The sequence below is a fragment of the Streptomyces sp. NPDC048590 genome (assembly GCF_043199535.1).
Lineage (GTDB): Bacteria > Actinomycetota > Actinomycetes > Streptomycetales > Streptomycetaceae > Streptomyces.
Window position 1 is genome coordinate 762,831 of sequence record NZ_JBICWC010000002.1, and the last position, 16,786, is coordinate 779,616.

General features: G+C 70.7%; 18 protein-coding genes. 11 read left to right on the forward strand and 7 right to left on the reverse strand.

Annotation, left to right across the window (positions count from 1 at the left end; all coding sequences use genetic code 11):
* Positions 1-137: 137 nt before the first annotated feature.
* On the reverse strand, positions 138-632 hold the full coding sequence (locus ACGFNN_RS07690; RefSeq protein WP_393553840.1) for a GNAT family N-acetyltransferase: 495 nt from the start codon (positions 630-632) through the stop codon (positions 138-140).
* Between the two features lie 104 nt (positions 633-736).
* Positions 737-1,933, reverse strand: a complete 1,197-nt coding sequence (locus ACGFNN_RS07695; RefSeq protein WP_393553842.1) for a right-handed parallel beta-helix repeat-containing protein — start codon at positions 1,931-1,933, stop codon at positions 737-739.
* Positions 1,934-2,185: 252 nt separating this feature from the next.
* Between ACGFNN_RS07695 and ACGFNN_RS07700 the strand changes: the two genes are divergently transcribed.
* The gene (locus ACGFNN_RS07700; protein WP_393553844.1) at positions 2,186-3,283 is read left to right on the forward strand and encodes a hypothetical protein; all 1,098 of its coding nucleotides are present in this window, start codon (positions 2,186-2,188) and stop codon (positions 3,281-3,283) included.
* 47 nt (positions 3,284-3,330) lie between these two features.
* Here ACGFNN_RS07700 and ACGFNN_RS07705 read toward each other — a convergent pair whose 3' ends face one another.
* Both ACGFNN_RS07705 and ACGFNN_RS07710 read right to left on the reverse strand, forming a co-directional pair.
* Positions 3,331-3,519, reverse strand: a complete 189-nt coding sequence (locus ACGFNN_RS07705) for a hypothetical protein (RefSeq protein WP_393553846.1) — start codon at positions 3,517-3,519, stop codon at positions 3,331-3,333.
* A gap of 35 nt (positions 3,520-3,554) precedes the next feature.
* Complete coding sequence (locus ACGFNN_RS07710; RefSeq protein ID WP_393553848.1) at positions 3,555-3,986, reverse strand: VOC family protein; 432 nt, start codon at positions 3,984-3,986, stop codon at positions 3,555-3,557.
* A gap of 334 nt (positions 3,987-4,320) precedes the next feature.
* Between ACGFNN_RS07710 and ACGFNN_RS07715 the strand changes: the two genes are divergently transcribed.
* On the forward strand, positions 4,321-4,887 hold the full coding sequence (locus ACGFNN_RS07715; protein ID WP_393553850.1) for a GNAT family N-acetyltransferase: 567 nt from the start codon (positions 4,321-4,323) through the stop codon (positions 4,885-4,887).
* Positions 4,888-5,273: 386 nt separating this feature from the next.
* On the opposite strand, the gene ACGFNN_RS07720 is transcribed toward ACGFNN_RS07715, so the two are convergent.
* Complete coding sequence (locus ACGFNN_RS07720) at positions 5,274-5,696, reverse strand: PPOX class F420-dependent oxidoreductase (RefSeq protein ID WP_362546006.1); 423 nt, start codon at positions 5,694-5,696, stop codon at positions 5,274-5,276.
* Between the two features lie 219 nt (positions 5,697-5,915).
* On the opposite strand from ACGFNN_RS07720, the gene ACGFNN_RS07725 reads away from it, so the two are divergent.
* Entirely contained in the window at positions 5,916-6,182 is a 267-nt protein-coding gene (locus ACGFNN_RS07725; RefSeq protein WP_362546003.1) for a hypothetical protein, read from the forward strand.
* A gap of 73 nt (positions 6,183-6,255) precedes the next feature.
* Here the strand turns inward: ACGFNN_RS07725 and ACGFNN_RS07730 are convergent, their stop codons facing one another.
* Positions 6,256-7,725, reverse strand: a complete 1,470-nt coding sequence (locus ACGFNN_RS07730) for an alpha/beta hydrolase (RefSeq protein ID WP_393553852.1) — start codon at positions 7,723-7,725, stop codon at positions 6,256-6,258.
* Positions 7,726-8,027: 302 nt separating this feature from the next.
* Between ACGFNN_RS07730 and ACGFNN_RS07735 the strand changes: the two genes are divergently transcribed.
* From ACGFNN_RS07735 to ACGFNN_RS07765, 7 genes are all read left to right on the forward strand, one after another.
* Positions 8,028-8,198, forward strand: a complete 171-nt coding sequence (locus tag ACGFNN_RS07735) for a hypothetical protein (RefSeq protein ID WP_362545997.1) — start codon at positions 8,028-8,030, stop codon at positions 8,196-8,198.
* Between the two features lie 151 nt (positions 8,199-8,349).
* A complete protein-coding gene (locus tag ACGFNN_RS07740; protein ID WP_393553854.1) occupies positions 8,350-8,856 on the forward strand; it encodes a GNAT family N-acetyltransferase in 507 nt (168 codons plus the stop codon).
* Between the two features lie 261 nt (positions 8,857-9,117).
* Positions 9,118-10,146 carry an AsnC family transcriptional regulator gene (locus tag ACGFNN_RS07745; protein WP_393553856.1) on the forward strand — a complete coding sequence of 343 codons (1,029 nt, stop codon included), beginning with the start codon at positions 9,118-9,120 and terminating at the stop codon, positions 10,144-10,146.
* A gap of 123 nt (positions 10,147-10,269) precedes the next feature.
* Positions 10,270-11,706 carry an amidase gene (locus tag ACGFNN_RS07750; RefSeq protein ID WP_393553858.1) on the forward strand — a complete coding sequence of 479 codons (1,437 nt, stop codon included), beginning with the start codon at positions 10,270-10,272 and terminating at the stop codon, positions 11,704-11,706.
* Positions 11,707-11,735: 29 nt separating this feature from the next.
* Complete coding sequence (locus ACGFNN_RS07755) at positions 11,736-11,951, forward strand: hypothetical protein (RefSeq protein WP_393553860.1); 216 nt, start codon at positions 11,736-11,738, stop codon at positions 11,949-11,951.
* Complete coding sequence (locus ACGFNN_RS07760) at positions 11,948-13,471, forward strand: sodium:solute symporter (protein WP_393553862.1); 1,524 nt, start codon at positions 11,948-11,950, stop codon at positions 13,469-13,471. Before ACGFNN_RS07755 ends, ACGFNN_RS07760 begins: the two co-directional genes overlap by 4 nt.
* Positions 13,472-13,558: 87 nt before the next feature.
* The gene (locus ACGFNN_RS07765; RefSeq protein WP_393553864.1) at positions 13,559-14,137 is read left to right on the forward strand and encodes a suppressor of fused domain protein; all 579 of its coding nucleotides are present in this window, start codon (positions 13,559-13,561) and stop codon (positions 14,135-14,137) included.
* 93 nt (positions 14,138-14,230) lie between these two features.
* On the opposite strand, the gene ACGFNN_RS07770 is transcribed toward ACGFNN_RS07765, so the two are convergent.
* Positions 14,231-14,707, reverse strand: a complete 477-nt coding sequence (locus tag ACGFNN_RS07770; RefSeq protein ID WP_393554036.1) for a MarR family winged helix-turn-helix transcriptional regulator — start codon at positions 14,705-14,707, stop codon at positions 14,231-14,233.
* 160 nt (positions 14,708-14,867) lie between these two features.
* Between ACGFNN_RS07770 and ACGFNN_RS07775 the strand changes: the two genes are divergently transcribed.
* The gene (locus ACGFNN_RS07775) at positions 14,868-16,370 is read left to right on the forward strand and encodes an MFS transporter (RefSeq protein WP_393553866.1); all 1,503 of its coding nucleotides are present in this window, start codon (positions 14,868-14,870) and stop codon (positions 16,368-16,370) included.
* Positions 16,371-16,786: the final 416 nt, after the last annotated feature.

The following is a 16,786-nucleotide window of genomic DNA, read 5'->3' on the forward strand; positions in this document are numbered from 1 at the left end:
GCGCCCGCGCTGCTTGTCTCCCTTCCGGGGGTGCGCGGGGGGGGGGGGGTGGGGGGGGGGGGGGGGGGGGGGGGGGGGGGGGGGGGGCCCCCCCCCCCCCGACGCGCGTGGCCTGGGCGTGGCGCCGCACAACTGTCTCAGAGAGGGGCACGCGCGAGATCGAGGGTGAAGCGCAGACCGGGCTTCTCCATGAGGACGAGCGTGTCCGTCTCCTCGAATCCGGCACGGGCGAGCACGGCCCGGGAGCCCGCGTTGTCGACCGTGGTCCTGGCCCGGAGGGTGGTCAGGCCGTACCGGCGGGCGGCGAGCGCACAGACCTGACGCACCCCCGAGGTCGCCAGCCCCTGCCCGGCCGCGTGCCGGGCGATGCGGTAGCCGAGCTCGGCCGAGCCGTCGGCGACGTCCACCAGGTTGACGCGCCCCAGGACACAGCCGTCGCTGTCCGTCAGCACATGGAAGTGGTGCATTCCCGCCGCCTGCTCGGCGAGCAGTACGGCGAGACGCTGGTCGAACTCCTCGAAGTAGGCATCACCCCGGTCCGGGACGGACGCGGCGAAGTACGCCCGGTTCCGGCGCTCGAAGGCGAGCAGCGCGGGAGCGTGGTCGGGACGCAGGAGTTCGAGGGCGGTCACCCGGGGACGTTACCCCGCGTCGTGCCCTGACCGGAACGGGCGGTGGGGCACGAGGCGGGTGACGCGTACCGGCCCCGGCCGACTGGGCCGGGGCGTCGCGGTGTTCACAGACGGGCCCCGATCGCCGTACCGTCCCGGGGGACGAGAAACTCCGGCGCGGACGGCAGGGAGCCGTCCGCGGCGCGCGGGCCGGTGACCTCGGTCGTGTCCGTGCTGAGGACGGCGTCGTCGTCCCATGTTCCGCCCAGATCCCATGAGTTGCCGGTGGAGACGGTGTCCGCCCCCAGCGCGGAGGGGCGGCCGTCCGAGACCGCGAGATTCGTGGTGAGCTCCGCCCGCGCCTCGGCGGTGTCCGCGTCGAAGCCGGTACCGCCGTTGCCGTACGTGGTGTTACCGCTCAGGGCGAGCCCACCCGGATTGCCGTTGTCGGTGAAGCCGTGCTTCGCGTTGTCGAACGCGACGGAGTTCCGCACGGTGTGGCCCACTGCCGGGGCCGGTGTTCCGCCGCCGAGCTTGAACCCGTTGCCGTCACCGGCGAAATCGGGGAAGTCCCAGCGGTTGACCCCGTTGCCGTACGCCACGCTGTCCTCGATCAGGACGGACGAGGTGAACTTCCACGCGTCGAAGCCGTCGTCGACGTTGTTCCAGAAACGGGCGCCGCGCACCACGTTGCCCGCGCCGCCGCCCTCCTTGATGCCGAGGCCGTCGGCGCTCTCGCCGTTCTTCCGCGGATCGCGGTTGCCGTAGCTGTCGAGGCCGAGGATCTGGTTGCCGCTGGATTCGCCCTGGAGCTGGAACCCGGTTTCGTAGTTGTCATGGGTGGTGAGCCCGGAGAACACGTTGTCGTCACAGCCGTCGCAGTAGTAACCGTAAGGTCCGTTGACGATCTCCAGGCCGGACAGCCGCCAGTGCGAGGCCTCCTGATGAATCGCGCCGCGCTCGTCCCTGGGGATGCTGCCGCCGACGGGAGTGTGACTCGCCGGGAGCGACTCGCCGTCGATGACGACCCGCTCGTCCTCGTACGCGCCGAGGGTGATCGGCCGCGACTCCTCGCCCGAAGTGGTGATGGTGATGTTGTCCGTCAGGGCGTACGTGCCGCCCCGGATCGCGATCACGTCGCCCGGACCTGCCCGGTCGACCGCCTTCTGAATGGTCCGGAGCGGGTCGGCGAGGGTACCCGCGGCGGAGTCGTCACCGTCGGGAGAGACGACGATGGGGGACACGGCGGCGGACGCCTCGCCAGGTGTCGCCGTGAGGGCGGCGCCCAGAATCACCGCAACGGACAGACCGACGACGCGCATACGCTTTCCCGCTTCCTCATGAGGTGCTGACGGAGAGACAGTGGTCACCGGTCCCCGGGAGGTTGCCGGGTGCGGCCGACGGATCCGAAGAGGGCCGAGGCCGGGCCAACGTCTGCCCTGCGGGCCGGATTTGCGGGTTTCCTGTTCGTCATACAGTTCGAACGGTGACTTTCTGTCCTGACGCGCGTTGTTCAGGGCGTGTCCCCTTCCTCTCCCCTCTCGCCCCCCGCCCCGGCTGCGACGGCGGTGCGGGTGACGCCCTTCCTGCTCACCCCCCGGCAGGGTGAGGCGGCCCGCGCGTTTCTGGCGTATCTGAGCTCACTGCCGCTGAAGGGTGCCGATGCGCATCTCCTCGCCGCGGTGGTCGCGATCAGGGCAGCCCGGAGCGGCGTCGGCAATCTGACCGGCCAGGACCTGAGATCGCTCCGCCTGGACGAGCCCGAGGCGACCGTCACCGCTCTGGGCGCCCTGGGGTGGCGTGGCTACGAGCCTCTCCTCGATGGAGACATGGTCACTCCGGTCCCGATCACCGTGCCGGACTTCGCACCCGGGGCCGAGCCCCCGCTGCTCCTCGGGAAGGTGATGCGCTCCCGGGTGTCGGGGTGGACCGTGCGGACCATGGGCTCCAAACCGGTCAAGAAGGGCTCGTCCGCCGTACGGCTGGCCGCGCTCTTCGTCGCGGCCCACGGCCCGCCGGACGAGCACGGAATGCTCCCCGCGCACCTGCCCGTGGAGTGCGAGGCCGCCCTTCCGGAGCTTCTCGCCAAGGGGTTCCTGCGGGAGCTGGACGGCGGCGGCCGGTATCTGCTGGGCGAGAGCGTGCGGCACCTGTCGGGATCGCGGCCGCCGGCGCCCGACACCCCGCCTTCCCGTCCCGAGGAGCCTGAGCAGGAGGCGCTGACCTGGGACGAGTGGAAGGGGCGTGCGAGCGTGGCGCTGCGGCGCCATGTCGAGGCGGTCGAGACCTGCGCGGAGTGCGCGGTGTCCACGGCACGCGTGTCGGAGGCGTTCATGCGCAAGGCGGTTCCCGCCCAGTTCACGGAGAAGGTGCGCGCGGCGTACGAGGCATGGGAGACGAAGTACCCCGGCCAGGGGCCGGCGGCCGCGGAATACGCCGCCGGCTTCCGCGCGGCCCACGGCCACGGCCCGTCCGTGAAGCAGATGTGCAAGGCCATGGGCTGGGGCAAGATGTCCCGGCAGCTGAGGATCTTCGTCATCCGACGGCTGATCGCCGAGGGATGGCTCACCAACACGGAGCCGGTGCCCTGGACGCTGCGCCCGGGCAAGGTCGGTCTGGCCCACACGGGCGCCGCGACGGCCCCTGCTGGTCAGGGAGCACGGGCACGCTGAACGATGCCTTCGGGTGACGCCGGTCGGGACGGGAGATGAGCCCGCTGTCACCCGGTGTCTCGGGCTTGACCGCGTTCCCCTACCGCGCGCCCGTCCTGAGGGCGCGCGGTGAAGGACAGCACCCCGTTGTGCGGGGCCGCGGTCGTCTCGTGGCCGCAGTCACCGTTCCGGTCGCCACCTCCGGCGGCGTCACCCTCGCGCCCACCGTCGGCGCTGCGGCCCAGCGCCGACGCCATGGAGTGGACCCTTCCAGCCGGCGGTGACAGGACTGTCAGCGCGCGGACAGCTCGGACGGAGCTTCCTGCACCACCCAGCCGTTGCCGTCAGGGTCGGCGAAGGTCATGAACGAGTTCCAGGTGTCGCCCTTGCCCTCCTCCCACCCAGTGGCCCCCACATGCCGGATGGGGGAGACGTCGACGCCCTTGGCCACGAGCTCCTCCCGCGCCGCCTCGATGTCGGTCACGCAGATCTGGAGGCCCTGCAGGGTCCCGGGAGCCATCGGCTTCTCACCCGGAAAGGGGGGCATTCCGTCCAGCATGGCGATGGAACAGCGTGATCCCGGGGGAGTCAGCTGGATGATGCGCATACCGGGCGCCACCTGGTCGTCCAGGTCCAGCTTGAACCCGACCTTTCCGGCGTAGAAGTCCTTCGCCCTGTCCATGTCGCTGACAGGGACGGGTACGACCTCGAGCGTCCAGTTCATGGGAGCCTCCTCGGCAGAGCCGGTGTGTCTGGCCGGGCGGAGCGTCCTGGGCGCGGCCGCGGACCCGGCGGGGCCACGGCGGGGCCCCCAGGGAACACCGTGGCCCAGGAAGTGCCACCAGCGCACTCCGCAACGCCACCTGCTCATCCGCTTCGGCCGTTCAGGGGACCGGAGCGGACAGGTGTCGGAACGGGCCACGGCGAGCACGCACGCTGGGACCGGTCGTCCGGCGACGTAGGGCGGCGCCCCGAAGGTGGGCCTGCCATGCCGCTAGTGTGTCGCCTCGACCAGCACGGCCTGAGTGCCTGCAACCGAATCCGAAGTGGTGGGCGCCATGAGTGACATGTGGACCGGCGAGAGGGTGCGGCTGCGGGGTGTCGAGCCCGACGACTGGGAGGGCTTCCGTGACCTCGCCCGCAACACCCGCGACGTCCGTGACGCGGACGCGGTCGACCCGCCACGCTCCGCCGAGGGCTTCCGCTTGTGGACCGCGGAGCGGGCCGGGCGTCCGCCGGGAGGTGAGGCGTTCCGCCTGGTGGTCGAGGCGCTGGCCGACGGCGCGTTCGCAGGGTCCGTCACGGTCGGGGAGACCGACAGGCGAGCGGGACGGTTCAAGACGGGCATCGAGATCATCCGCGATCGTCGCCGCATGGGATACGCGGCTGAGGCGACCGAACTCGTCCTCACCTACATGTTCGCCGAGCAGCGCTTCAACAAGTGCGAGGTCGAGGTGCACGCGTTCAACGACGCTTCCCTCGCCCTCTACCGGAGGCTGGGCTTCGTGGAGGAAGGACGGCTGCGCGAGCACGAGTTCTTCGCCGGCAGCCACCACGACGTCGTGCTTCTCGGAATCACCGCTGCCGAACACTGGTCCGCACACCGGCGACCGACCGTGCGGTGAAATTCGCAGCGGTCTTCCCCCGCGCAGGGAGCGCGTCCGGATTCCGGCGTCCGTGCGCGTGTCGGCTTGAGGAATGCTCCGTGGACATCGTCGCCCGTCTCCCGGCGGATCCGGAGGCGGCGAAACCAGCGGAGGTGGTCGGCGCCCGCTCCACGACCCGGCGCCGACCACCCAGGCCGGAGCCGTGTTCGGCGCCACGTCGCGCGATCAGCGGCTTCACGCCGAGGTCCCGGACCAGGCGGCGGTACGTGTCGTCGTCGTAGCCGCGGTCACCCGGCACCACGTCTGTGCGGCGCCGGGGGGCCGGCGGCGCCTGCCCCGTACCGGCGGCAGGCCCGTCGCCGTAGCCCCATCTCGGGCAACAGCGGCTCGACCGCGTAAGGAATCTAAGTCGCGGCCTGCGAGCTGTCCCGGAAGCCTCCCCAGCCGTGCCAGCGGTCGATCTCGATCCAGGCGTTGACCCGGCCGCGCTCACGGTCCGCGTACGGCTGACCGAGGTACTGCCGGGACAGGCGGTCGATGCCGGCCAGTCCGTCGTCGTCGCTCATCTCCACGACGCGCCCGATCAAGGTCACATGGGTGTACCAGTCGGATTCGTCGAGCACCGTGAGGGTGACACGCGGGTCCCGGCGTACGTGTTCGAGGCGCTTGCGGCCCTCGTCCATGTTGACCAGCACCCGGCCGTCGTCCCAGAGATACCAGGTGGCGGTGGACACGGGCTGCCCGTCCGAGCGAAGCGTGGCGATGACGGCGGGGTTGGGCTTGCGCAGCATGGCTACCGCGGCGTCGGGAAGCGGCGGCTTCGACATGTTCTCTCCTCCGATTCGAGTGACGTCTCCCTGTGACGGTGGATCACACGGGATGATCGGCGTCGGTCCCACGCTGCCACAAGGCGGACGTGGCAGCCGGGACCGTCCGCACCGCGCGTTCCCGGGACTCGCGTGACTCATGCCGTGGCCGGTCGGCCGATACGTGGCGTATCCGGACTCGGCAGTCGGACTGTCGGTGGTGCCTGTGATGCTGGACGTATGGACGAGCTGATGAGACGGCGTGTGTACGGTGCCGACCACGACGACCCCGATCCGGGGCCCCGGCAGGGGCACGCCTATGTGGAGCTGGTGGGCGGTCCGCTCGACGGTCTGCTCCTCGACGTGACCGGCTGGCCGGCGGAACGCCTCGCGGCGGGGGCCGCGCTGGGGACGGAACTCGGAAAGTTCGGTGCCGGGGGACGGGCGGTCTACGGGCCCCAGGCGGACGACCCGACGCGCTGGGCATGGGAGGCGGACAGCCCTTGAGACACGGGCCGTTCCTCGGTGAACGCCGTTCACCGAGGAGGACCATCACTTCCGCACCGCAGGTGCCGGCCCGTCAGCCCGCGCAGTAGGTGTCGTGAGCGGGGCGGTGCCCAGTGGTCAGGAAGCGGGTCACCGCACGGTCTCCGCAGGCGTTGCCGTTGCCCAGGTACATTCCGTGGCCTCCCTGGTCCAGGGTGACCATCCTGGCCCGGTCACCGAGTGCCGCTCGCATCTTCAGCGCACCGGAGTAGGGCGTCGCCGGATCACGCAGGCTCTGCACCATCAGGATGTCGGAGGGGCCGGTGTCCGTGATCCGGACGGGGGGCCCGGCCGGTCGGTCCTTCCAGAAGGCACACGCTGTGATGTTCACGGGCATCCCGGCGAGCAGCGGATACCGCTCCCGGTCGGTGGCGACCCGGCCGGCGTAGTCCAGGGAGGGGCCGGGCCAGCGTACGTCGTTGCAGATCGTCGCCAGCATGAGCGAGGCGTCCTCGTCGGGGATCGCCTGGGCCAGGTCCGGAGGCAGGGTCGGCACCCCCTGGGGATCCTGGACCTGCTTGACGAGGCGGGCCATCGACGGGAAGGAGCTGTCGCCGGGCAAGGAGTTCTGCAGGGCCTGGCGCAACGCGTTGCCGGTCAGCGGAACGCCTGGCGTCCCCGATTCGCGCGGTGAACGGTCGAGCTGCTCGGCGATCCGGAGGAACAGCCCCTCCACGTCCTGGGCGTCCTCGGCGAGACGCAGTCCCTCCTTGTCACGGGCGGGATCCGCCGCCCACGTCGCGAAGTCGGGGAACCGTTCGGCGACGCCCCGCGACATGTTCTCCAGCCATCCGCGGGCCACCCGGGACGGATCGGGGTCTCCTGAGCTGTCGAGCACCAGCCGGTCCACACTGTCGGGCCGTGTCTGCGAGTACACCGCTCCGACGTACGCCCCGTACGAGGTGCCCCACACGCTGAGTCGGCGCTCGCCCAGCGCCTGACGGAGACGGTCGATGTCACGGACCTCGTTGGCCGTCGTGAAGGACCGCAGGACTGCGCCCCCGTTGCGGGCACAGGACTCGGCGGTGCGGCGTGCCCGGTCGGCGTTCTCCGTGACATCGCCGCCGGGCGCGGGCCACGGCCGCAGGGTCACCAGCCGGCGGTCGGCCGGCAGGAGACCGCAGCGTGCCTTGACGCTGGAGCCGACCCCACGTGGATCCAGGCTGATGAGGTCGAACGCCCCGTCCAGTTCCTCCCGCAGCGCGGGCCCTTTCTGGGCCAGCCGCTGGACACCGGACGATCCCGGACCTCCCGGGATCACCACCAGGGTGCCGCGACGCTTCTCGGGGCGGTCGCTGCGCAGCCTGGTCACCGCCACGGGGACGGTTCGGCCGCCCGGGTGGTCGTAGTCGAGAGGCACCTGGAGGGTGGCGCACTCCTGTCCGGTGGGGGCCTGAGCCGACGGGCAAGGCTGCCAGTCGAGGGACGACGGGGCGCCCGACGCCTGGGCGGCGGACGGCGTGGTGGTCAACGTGGCGGCCACCACGGCGACGGAGACGGTCATGAACACTGTGTTCTGCATCCGGTTCGGCATGCGCTCAAGCCTGCTGGAGAGACCTTCACCGGCCCATGCGGTGGGCTGGTCCACCGAGGGTGGGGCAGGCCCCGCCTCCGCCCTGCGGATCACACCAGCAAGCGATCCGGGCGGCACGCCCACCGCGCCCGCCCCGACAGTCGTCCGCCGCCGCGGCCGAACGGACCGGACGCACGCGCGGATCTGGAAGAGGCCGTCGCGCGGATGCCGTCGAGCAGGTCTGAACCAGCCACGTAGGGGCACACGTGTTCCATCGACCAAAGGAGCAAGCCATGCTGGGAATAGCCGCCGCCGTACTGTTCTTCATCGCCTTCCTGATCAATGCCGCCGACATAGCGACGAATGACGTGTTCGCGTCGACGAACGTGATGCTGCTCGGCCTGCTCCTGCTCGCCCTGCACGTGTCGGGCGTCGGCAACGGGCGGCGCATCGGACGGCGGTGACCACCGATCAGGTTCTGCCTTCGGGCGCGGGCCGGACTGTCGCCGTCTCCGGAACGGCTTTCACGCCTGGCCCGGCGAACGCCTCCTGAGCGCCTGGTCGCCCAGGAGGCAGTAGTCCTTGTACCGCCGTCCCGGCCGGGACAATGGGTGCATGCGAATCCGGTCGGTGGACATCGACGAACTTCCGCTCCTCCAGGACATCGAGCGAGCCGCGGGGGAGTGCTTCAGGGAGATCGGCATGCCGGAGGTGGCGGATGACGAGCCGCCCTCCGTCGGTCAGCTGGCCGGTCATCTTCGCCGAGGGCTCGTCCGGGCGGCGGTCGACCGGGCGGACGTACCGGTCGCCTACCTGATCGCCGGTCAGGTGGACGGTGCCCTCCACGTCGAGCAGGTGTCGGTGCACCCGGGCCACGCCCGTAACGGGATCGGCCGTGCTCTGCTGGACCGTGCGACCGTACACGCCGAGGCCGAAGGGCTGGCGGCTCTCACCCTCACCACGTTCGGCGACGTCCCCTGGAACGCGCCCTACTACCGGCGCATCGGGTTCCGCACCCTTGACGAGAGCGAGATCGGACCCGGCCTGGGGGAGATCCGTCGGCTGGAGTCGGCACACGGCCTCGACCGGTGGCCGAGGGTCTGTATGCGCAGGGAAGTGTGAGGGCGTGCGCAGGCCGCCGTCCCAGTGATCAGTGGCGACTTGGGGAAGGAACGGTCCCGCTGGGTGAGTCCGGCGCCGCCCGGTGCCTGCCGTCGGGTTCGAACAGCGCCGGTCCGTATGCCTGCCTCGACGGCCATCTCGTATCCGAGGGCCAGGTCTGCGGCAGGCGTCACCGACCCGTGCCACGTCTGAGCGGAGTGGCAGAGTGGAGCGGGGCGACCGAGCACGCTCCACCCTCCCGCCCCCGCGTAGGGTCGCCCCGTGACCAGCGAACCGAACCTGAGCACCGTGCCGAGCCCGTTCTCCCCGCTCGCGCCGCTCGATCCCCTCGACCGTCGTATCGTCGCCGCCCTTCAGATCGACGGACGGGCCTCCTGGCGGCGTATCGCCACCGCGCTCGGAGAGCCCGAGCGAAAGGTGGCGCGGCGGGGGCTCAGGCTGCTCGGGAGTGGAGACGTGGTGGTGCGCGGACTGGTGGTGCGGGGGGAGACGGTCATTCTGCGGATGAACTGCCGGCCCGGAGCCGCGCGGGACACCGCCGCGGCCGCCGCTCGCCGGGCCGACGCCATCTTCTCGTACGTGCTCGCAGGCGCCGCCGACTGTGTGGCTGAACTGCAGTGCCGCCCAGGTGAGCTGGGTCGACTGATGCTGGAGGACGTGCCCGCGTTTCCGGGTCTCGTCGAGCAGCAGGTCTCACCCGTCCTGCGGTACTTCCGTACGGTGCACGAGTGGGCGCCGGGGATCCTCGACGACTCCGAGGTCGCGGCGCTGGGCGACACGGCGGCGCGGCCGGTGGACGGAGTCTCGATGACGGATGTGGAGATCGCCCCGGAGGAGTGGGCCATCCTGCGCGCCCTTGCCGAGGACGGCCGGCGCACGCACGACGAACTCGCCGCCGTGGCAGGCGTGTCGGTGGCCACCGCGCGGCGGCGTGTGGAGTCGCTGACCCGGCAGGGAGTCGTCAGCATCCGGGCCGCCGTGGAGCCCGCGCTGCTCGGGCTGCCGGTCGAGGCGCTCCTGTGGATCAGGACCCGGCCCGACGAGGTCGAGGAGCTGGGGCGCCTGCTCGTCGAGTCACCGCTCGTGCGGTACGCGGCCGTGGTGATGGGCGAGCACCAGCTCCTGGCCGATGTGACCCAGCCGTCGAAGCAGAGCCTGCATGCCTTCCTCACGGAGGCGCCGTGGGTGCGGTACGCGGAGTCCGTGCAGTCCCACCTGGTGGTGGAGGCGTGGAAGCGCAGTGGCGTGCCGGCGCGGGGGACCTCCTCCGCGCCCATGGTGGGTGAGTGACCGAAAATGCCAAATGAGTAGATCGCGTGTCTGAAAACTTCATAAAGCGCAAGGCATTGACTGAACTGGTCAATCGCCTTCAGTGTGGTGGCTCACACATTCGCCTTCCGTACGAGGATCGCCATGCCCGTAAGCCATGCTGAAGCCGACGCGCTCTGCTCCCTCGACGCGGTCGAACTCGCCGCGCGGATCCGCCGCCGCGACCTGTCCGCGCGCGAGGTCGTCTCCGCCCACCTCGACCGCGTCGAGCGCGTGAATCCGGCCGTCAACGCCATCGTGACGCTGGACGGGGAAGGCGCGTTGAAGGCCGCCTCCCGGGCCGACGAGCTGGCGGTCTCCGGAGCTGAGCTGGGCCCGCTGCACGGGCTCCCCGTGGCCTTCAAGGACACCCACCTCACTCGCGGCATGCGTACCACGCACGGTTCGCCGATCTTCGCCGACCACGTGCCGGACGAGGACGAACTCCTCGTCCGGCGTATCCAGGAGGCCGGCGCGATTCGTATCGGGAAGACCAACGTGCCGGAGTTCGCCGCTGGTTCGCACACCTTCAACACTGTCTTCGGTGCGACTCGCAACCCTTACGACACCTCGCGTTCCGCCGGTGGCAGCAGCGGCGGTGCTGCGGCCGCGCTCGCCGCCCGGCTCACCCCGATCGCCGACGGCAGTGACATGGGGGGATCGCTGCGCAACCCGGCCTCCTTCTGCAACGTCGTCGGACTGCGCCCCACTCCCGGCCGCGTGCCCTCGCTGCCCTCCGGAGACGTGTGGGAGACCCTCGCCGTCGCCGGGCCGATGGGCCGCACCGTCGCCGATACCGCGCTGCTGCTGTCGGTCATGGCGGGTCCCGACCCGCGCAGCCCGCTCTCCCTCGAGGTCCCGGATCCGACCGCGTACCGTGCACCGCTGGAGCGCGACATCAAGGGCCTGCGCGTCGCGTACGCGCCCGACCTCGGCGGCCGCGTCCCCGTCGATCCCGAGGTGCGCGCCGTCGTCGACCGGCAGGCCGCGGTCTTCCGTGACCTGGGCTGCACCGTCGTCGAGGACTGCCCGGACCTGGACGGCGCCGAGTACGCCTTCCGTACGCTGCGTGCCCACGCCTTCCGCCAGGGGTTCGGCCCGCTCCTCGACGCGCACCGAGACTCCCTCAAGTCCAGCCTCGTCCGGAACATCGAGGAGGGGCTGAAGCTCACCGGCGCCGAGCTCGCCCGCGCCCGCGCCGAACTCACCCGGATCCACCTCGCGGCTGTCGCGTTCTTCGAGCGCTACGACGTGCTGATCGCCCCGGTCAGCCAAGTGGCGCCTTTCGACGTTGAGTTGGAGTACCCGACCGTCATCGACGGGCAGCCGCAGCACACGTACCTCGACTGGATGCGCTCCGCGTACTTCCTCTCCGTACTGGGCGCACCCGCCCTTTCCGTCCCTGCCGGGTTCACCGACGGCGGACTCCCCGTGGGCCTGCAGATCGTGGGCCCTCCGCGCGCCGAGCGCACCGTGCTCGAGATCGGCGCCGCCCACGAGGCCGCCACCGGACACGGCCGGCGCGCCCCCATCCTTCCGTAGGAGCTCGACTTCCCTCAGCTGGAGCCCCGATGAGATCCCCGCACGTGCTCTGGGCCGCCGTGCCCGTCCTGGCCTTTCTCAGTACTCCGTATCTCCCCTTCGTCAACGGGCCGCACCTGTGGTTCGGCATCCCGTCCGTCCTGTGCTGGTGCCTGATCTGGACGGCCGGGACCACCGTCGCGCTCGCCGCGGTCGACCGGCTCACCCGCACCGACGAGGACGCCGAGGAGGGCGAACACGCATGAACAGCACCATGGTCATCACGACCGTCGGTATCGTCGCCATCGCGGTGGTCGGCATCGGCGGGCGCCGTGCCCCCAGCAAGGAGCTGGGGGAGTGGACGGTGGGCAAACGCCGCTTCTCCACCTTCACCACCTGGTTCCTGCAGGCCGGTGAGGCGTTCACGACGTTCAGCTTCCTGGGCCTTGCGGGCCTGGCCTTCGGCGGCGGTGTCGCCGCCTCGTACGCCCTGTGCTACCTCGCCATCAACTTCGTACTGCAGTACTTCACCGCCCCGCGCATCCGGCAACTCGGGCTGCGCGGCGGATACCTGACCCAGGCGGACTTCTTCGTCGATCGCTACCGCAGCCCGCTGCTCGGCAAGGTGGTCGCGGTGGTCGGAGCGGTCTTCCTGCTGCCGTACCTGCAGCTCCAGATCACCGGGCTCGGCATGATCGTGCAGCTCGCCACCGGCAGCCGCACCGGCGGCAACTGGAGCATGGTCCTCGCCACCGTCCTCACCGTCGGCTTCGTCCTGTGGTCCGGCATCCGGGGCATCGCCCGCGTCGCGTACCTCAAGGACGCGCTGATGATCATCGGGCTCGTGGTGCTGATCGCAGGTGTCGCGGTGTCCGTCGAGGGCGGCGTACCCGGTGTCTTCGAGTCGGTACGCGAGAGTCATCCGCAGATGCTGACGCTCGATCAACCCGGTTTCGACGCGACCTTCTTCGTCACCGCGGTCGTCATCTCCGCGCTCGGCAGCGGCCTCGGCACCATGGCGCACCTGTGGCCGCCGGTGCTCGCCGCCGGCAGCGGACGAGCCCTGCGCTCCAACGCGGTCTGGCTGCCGCTCTACCAGATCGCCCTCGGCATCCCGGTGATCGTCGGTTTCGCGGGCGTCCTGCTCGCTCCGGAGGGCGCGGCCCCCAACTCCGTCGCACTCACCCTGGCCGGGCAGACCCTGCCCGGCTGGCTGGTCGGGCTGGTCGCGGTCGCGGCGGCCTCGGCGGCGATGGTGCCGTCCGCGGCCATCGTCGTCGGTATCTCGAGTCTCCTGTCCCGCAACCTCTTCAGCCTTCGCGACGAACGCAGGCAGCTGCGAACCAACCACCTGTGCGTGGTGGCCGCGGCGTGCCTGGCCCTCGTCTTCGGCCTCACCCGTCCGGGCCTCCTCGCCGACCTGCTGCTGCTGACCTACGGAGGCCTCACCCAGCTCGCTCCCGCCATCGTGATGGGTCTCGCGAAACGGGTCCGGCTGGGCGCCACACCCGCGCTGCTCGGCATCGTCGCCGGGGTGGCCGTCCTGGGCTGGCTGACGTTCGGGGGCGTGGACGTCGGAACCGTGGACACCGGCCTGATCGCGCTCGGGGTGAACCTGGTCGTCACCGCGCTCGCGCATCTCGCCCTGCGCGGAAGCGGCATCGCCCCGGCGGACGGGCCCCGGGCGGAAGAGGCCGCTCAGAGGGGTCCGGACGGGCCGGGCCTGCCCGTCACGTCCCCTGCCGGCTCCAAAACCGGGTGTGAGACTGGTAGGCCCGCATGTTGAGGTGTCGTGTATTCGCGGCTGAGGCCCACGGACCATGACGTCGGGTGAGAAGTCGGGCCGGTTGACTGGGTCTGGCATGATCGCGCGGTGAGTGATGCGAGGCTGCTGGCCGTGGAGGCCGTCGAGTCACATGTCCGTGCGTTCTTCGAGGGGCATTCCGTCGAGGTCGTCGTCTGCGACCTGGGGCCGGAACGGCGCGAGGTCCTGCCCGACCTGCGGGTTCTCGTTGTCGGCCCCGGTCCACGCAGCGATAGCTGGGCCTATGTGACCGCCGGGTGCTGGGCCGCGATGGAGGAGGACGGTCACGGGCTTGAGTTCGTCATGACCGCCCACGTCCGCGACCAGCAGTTCATCGACCTCATGGCCATGATCACGTACTACCACTGCGGTGGGCATCAGCTCGACCTGGGGCACAGCATGCCGATCGGTGAACCATGGGTGCCGGGCTCGAACTGTGACCACCTGCTGATCAGCCTGCCCTATCTCCATGGACCTGACCTTGAACGCTGTCCGCTGCCCGGGGGGCACGCCCGCATCCTGTGGACCTTGCCTGTGACGGCCGCCGAAATCGAGTTCCGCAGGCATCAGGGCCACGAGGCGTTGGAGGAGCTCTTCGACGAGGCGGGGATCGTTCCCACTGATCCTTTCCGGGCATCGGTCGTGTGAGATGACAGCCCTTGTCGGCCCGGCGCGCCCTGCCTGCACGAGGTGCGCAGGCAGGGCGGGGCGAGAAGAGCCGGCCGGGCGGCATCAAGCCGGTCAGGGAGTTCCTTCAGCAGGGCTGCGAGAGGGACGCGGTGTCGCCGTGTCCTGTTCCGTGAGGTGGCTGTCCATGGTGGTGTTCAGGTCGGCCATGAACGCTTCGACCTTCTTCAGGAACTGGGGCGGGTAGTGCGACATCGCGGCGTCGAGGCGGTGGGCGAGCGGGCCGAAGAACTCGTCCGCCCTCTCCTGGACGTGCCCGCCGCTGCGCAGTGTGACGATGCGCCGGTCGGAGTGCTCGCGGGCCCGCGAGATATGTCCGGCCGCTTCGAGGCGGTTCAGCAGGGCGGTGGTGGCGCCCGTGGACAGCGAGATCCGCTCGCTCAGTCGCGCCGGTGACAGGGGGGCGCCGCGCTCCTCGGCGGCGGCGATCTCCAGGACCGCGGTCGCGTCCGTGGAGTGCAGGCCGAGCCAGGCGGCGAAGCGCCGGCTGAGCTCAGCGTAGTGACCGCCGTAGATCCTCAGCGACTCCATCAGCCGCTCGCGCTGCTCCGCGACGCCGTCGCGCACTGCTTCCTCCACGCCTTCGCCCTTCCCTCCGCGTCACGCGGTCCGCACGGCTACTCCGCTTTGACAACCTACCGCCACCACTTTACCTTCATGGTGGAATTACTTCACCATGGAGGTATCTGGAATGCGTGACCCGTCCCCCATCCCCGAGGAGACGACCGAGCCCTACCGGTGGCGATGGCTGATCCTGGCGGTGATGATCGTCGCGGAGATCATGGATCTCCTGGACGCCTCGATCGTCAACGTCGCCGGACCGGACCTGGAGAGATCCCTCGGCGCCGGTTCCGTCGGATTGCAGTGGGTGATCGGCGGCTACGCCCTCACCCTGGGTGCCGGGCTCGTACTCGGCGGCCGGCTCGGCGACCGCTACGGGCGGCGGCGGATGTTCCTGCTCGGGCTCGCGTGCTTCACCGCGGCCTCGCTCCTGTGCGCGATCGCGCCGAACATCGGGTCGCTGATCGCCTTCCGCCTGCTGCAGGGCATCGCCGGAGCGATGCTGCTGCCGCAGGGCATGGGCCTGCTGCGGGAGAACTTCTCCGGCCCCGAACTCACCAAGGTCTTCGCGATCTTCGGACCCGTCCTCGGCCTGGGCGGCATCATCGGCCCGGTCCTGGGCGGCTTCCTCGTCGAGGGCGACTTCTTCGGCCTGGGCTGGCGGTCGGTATTCCTGATCAACCTGCCCATCGGAATCGCCGCACTGATCGTCGCCGCGAAATTCGTGCCCAAGAAGGCGGGTGACCGCACCGTACGGGTCGACATGACCGGCGCCGCACTGATCGTGGCGTCCTGCGCCCTACTCGTGCTGCCGCTCAACCAGGGCCAGGAGAACGGCTGGCCGCTGTGGACGTGGCTGTCCATGGCCGCCTCGGCCATCGGGTTCGCCCTCTTCGCTCTCCAGCAGCGCCGCACGGCCGCCGCGGGCCGCGAGCCGCTGGTGACCCCGGCCCTGCTGCGCAAGCCCGCCTTCACCGTCGGGCTCGGCGGCATCGCTCTGTTCTTCGGCGGGCTCATCGGCACCCAACTCGTGCTGACCCTGTTCCTCCAGATCGGACACCACTTCACCGCCGGCGAGGCGGGACTGGGCAACCTGCCCCTCGCGGTGGGAACCGCGATCGGCGGCGCGGTCAGTGGCGCGTTCCTCGCGGACAAGATCGGCCGCAAGGTGCTGCAGATCGGACCGCTGGTCCAGCTGGTCGGCGCTGCCGTGCTGTGGTTCGAACTCGACGGCCTCGACGCCGCCTCGTTCTCGATCCGGGACATCGCTCCCGGTGTCGCGGTGGCGGGCATCGGCGCCGGCATGGTGATCGCCGCCCTGTTCAGCTTCATCCTGGCCGCGGTGGACGACGACGAGATCGGATCCGCCTCCGGTGTCCTGTCGGCGGTACAGGCGGTCGGCGGCTCCATCGGCGTCGCGGTCTTCGGCTCGGTGTTCTTCGCCCAGGCCGAGACCGGTGACTTCACCGGCGGCTTCCACCGCGCGCTGATCGTCCAGGCATGCCTGCTCGTGCTCTTCTTCGCGATCACCTTCCTGCTGCCCGAGACGGGCCGCCCCGAAGAAGAGCAGCACGGCATCACCCCCGAGACGACTGCCGACGACTCCGGCACCAAGCGGCACCTCACCGTCTGAGCCCCGGCCGGAGCCGTGCACGACTAGCGGCCCCGGCCGGGACCGTACCTGGGCCGCCGCCCGAGGTGGGAGAACGGTCACGGCACTCTCCTGGGGCAACCAGCGCAAACGGCCGCTCTCAGCACTCAGGTCGCCGCATCCATACCGCGTCGTCGCGTCCAGGCCCGCAACCGCACCGTCCGGTTCTCACACCCGAAAACCTGACCCGTCCGGGCATGCGCACGAAGTGTCCCTCCGTGCGCCGTCACCGAACGGCACCCCGCACCCCGGCCGTCCGGCGATGAGAGGGTTGGGTGCCCGGTTCGTGGCCCTGATGCCATTGCCCCGTGCAGGCCCGACGGTCCGCACCCTCCGGCGTGGCTCGCACCGGACGGCAGGAGGCCGGCCCGGGGCGTGCCGCGACGGGGCCGCCCGGG

What these genes read in the sequence shown, in the direction of transcription:
- ACGFNN_RS07695 (WP_393553842.1), bottom strand. Translation starts at nt 1,933, where the DNA reads ATGCGCGTCGTCGGTCTGTCCGTTGCGGTGATTCTGGGCGCCGCCCTC.
- ACGFNN_RS07705 (WP_393553846.1), bottom strand. Translation starts at nt 3,519, where the DNA reads ATGGCGTCGGCGCTGGGCCGCAGCGCCGACGGTGGGCGCGAGGGTGAC.
- ACGFNN_RS07710 (WP_393553848.1), bottom strand. Translation starts at nt 3,986, where the DNA reads ATGAACTGGACGCTCGAGGTCGTACCCGTCCCTGTCAGCGACATGGAC.
- ACGFNN_RS07715 (WP_393553850.1), top strand. Translation starts at nt 4,321, where the DNA reads ATGAGTGACATGTGGACCGGCGAGAGGGTGCGGCTGCGGGGTGTCGAG.
- ACGFNN_RS07720 (WP_362546006.1), bottom strand. Translation starts at nt 5,696, where the DNA reads ATGTCGAAGCCGCCGCTTCCCGACGCCGCGGTAGCCATGCTGCGCAAG.
- ACGFNN_RS07725 (WP_362546003.1), top strand. Translation starts at nt 5,916, where the DNA reads ATGGACGAGCTGATGAGACGGCGTGTGTACGGTGCCGACCACGACGAC.
- ACGFNN_RS07730 (WP_393553852.1), bottom strand. Translation starts at nt 7,725, where the DNA reads ATGACCGTCTCCGTCGCCGTGGTGGCCGCCACGTTGACCACCACGCCG.
- ACGFNN_RS07735 (WP_362545997.1), top strand. Translation starts at nt 8,028, where the DNA reads ATGCTGGGAATAGCCGCCGCCGTACTGTTCTTCATCGCCTTCCTGATC.
- ACGFNN_RS07740 (WP_393553854.1), top strand. Translation starts at nt 8,350, where the DNA reads ATGCGAATCCGGTCGGTGGACATCGACGAACTTCCGCTCCTCCAGGAC.
- ACGFNN_RS07750 (WP_393553858.1), top strand. Translation starts at nt 10,270, where the DNA reads ATGCCCGTAAGCCATGCTGAAGCCGACGCGCTCTGCTCCCTCGACGCG.
- ACGFNN_RS07755 (WP_393553860.1), top strand. Translation starts at nt 11,736, where the DNA reads ATGAGATCCCCGCACGTGCTCTGGGCCGCCGTGCCCGTCCTGGCCTTT.
- ACGFNN_RS07760 (WP_393553862.1), top strand. Translation starts at nt 11,948, where the DNA reads ATGAACAGCACCATGGTCATCACGACCGTCGGTATCGTCGCCATCGCG.
- ACGFNN_RS07770 (WP_393554036.1), bottom strand. Translation starts at nt 14,707, where the DNA reads ATGGAGTCGCTGAGGATCTACGGCGGTCACTACGCTGAGCTCAGCCGG.
- ACGFNN_RS07775 (WP_393553866.1), top strand. Translation starts at nt 14,868, where the DNA reads ATGCGTGACCCGTCCCCCATCCCCGAGGAGACGACCGAGCCCTACCGG.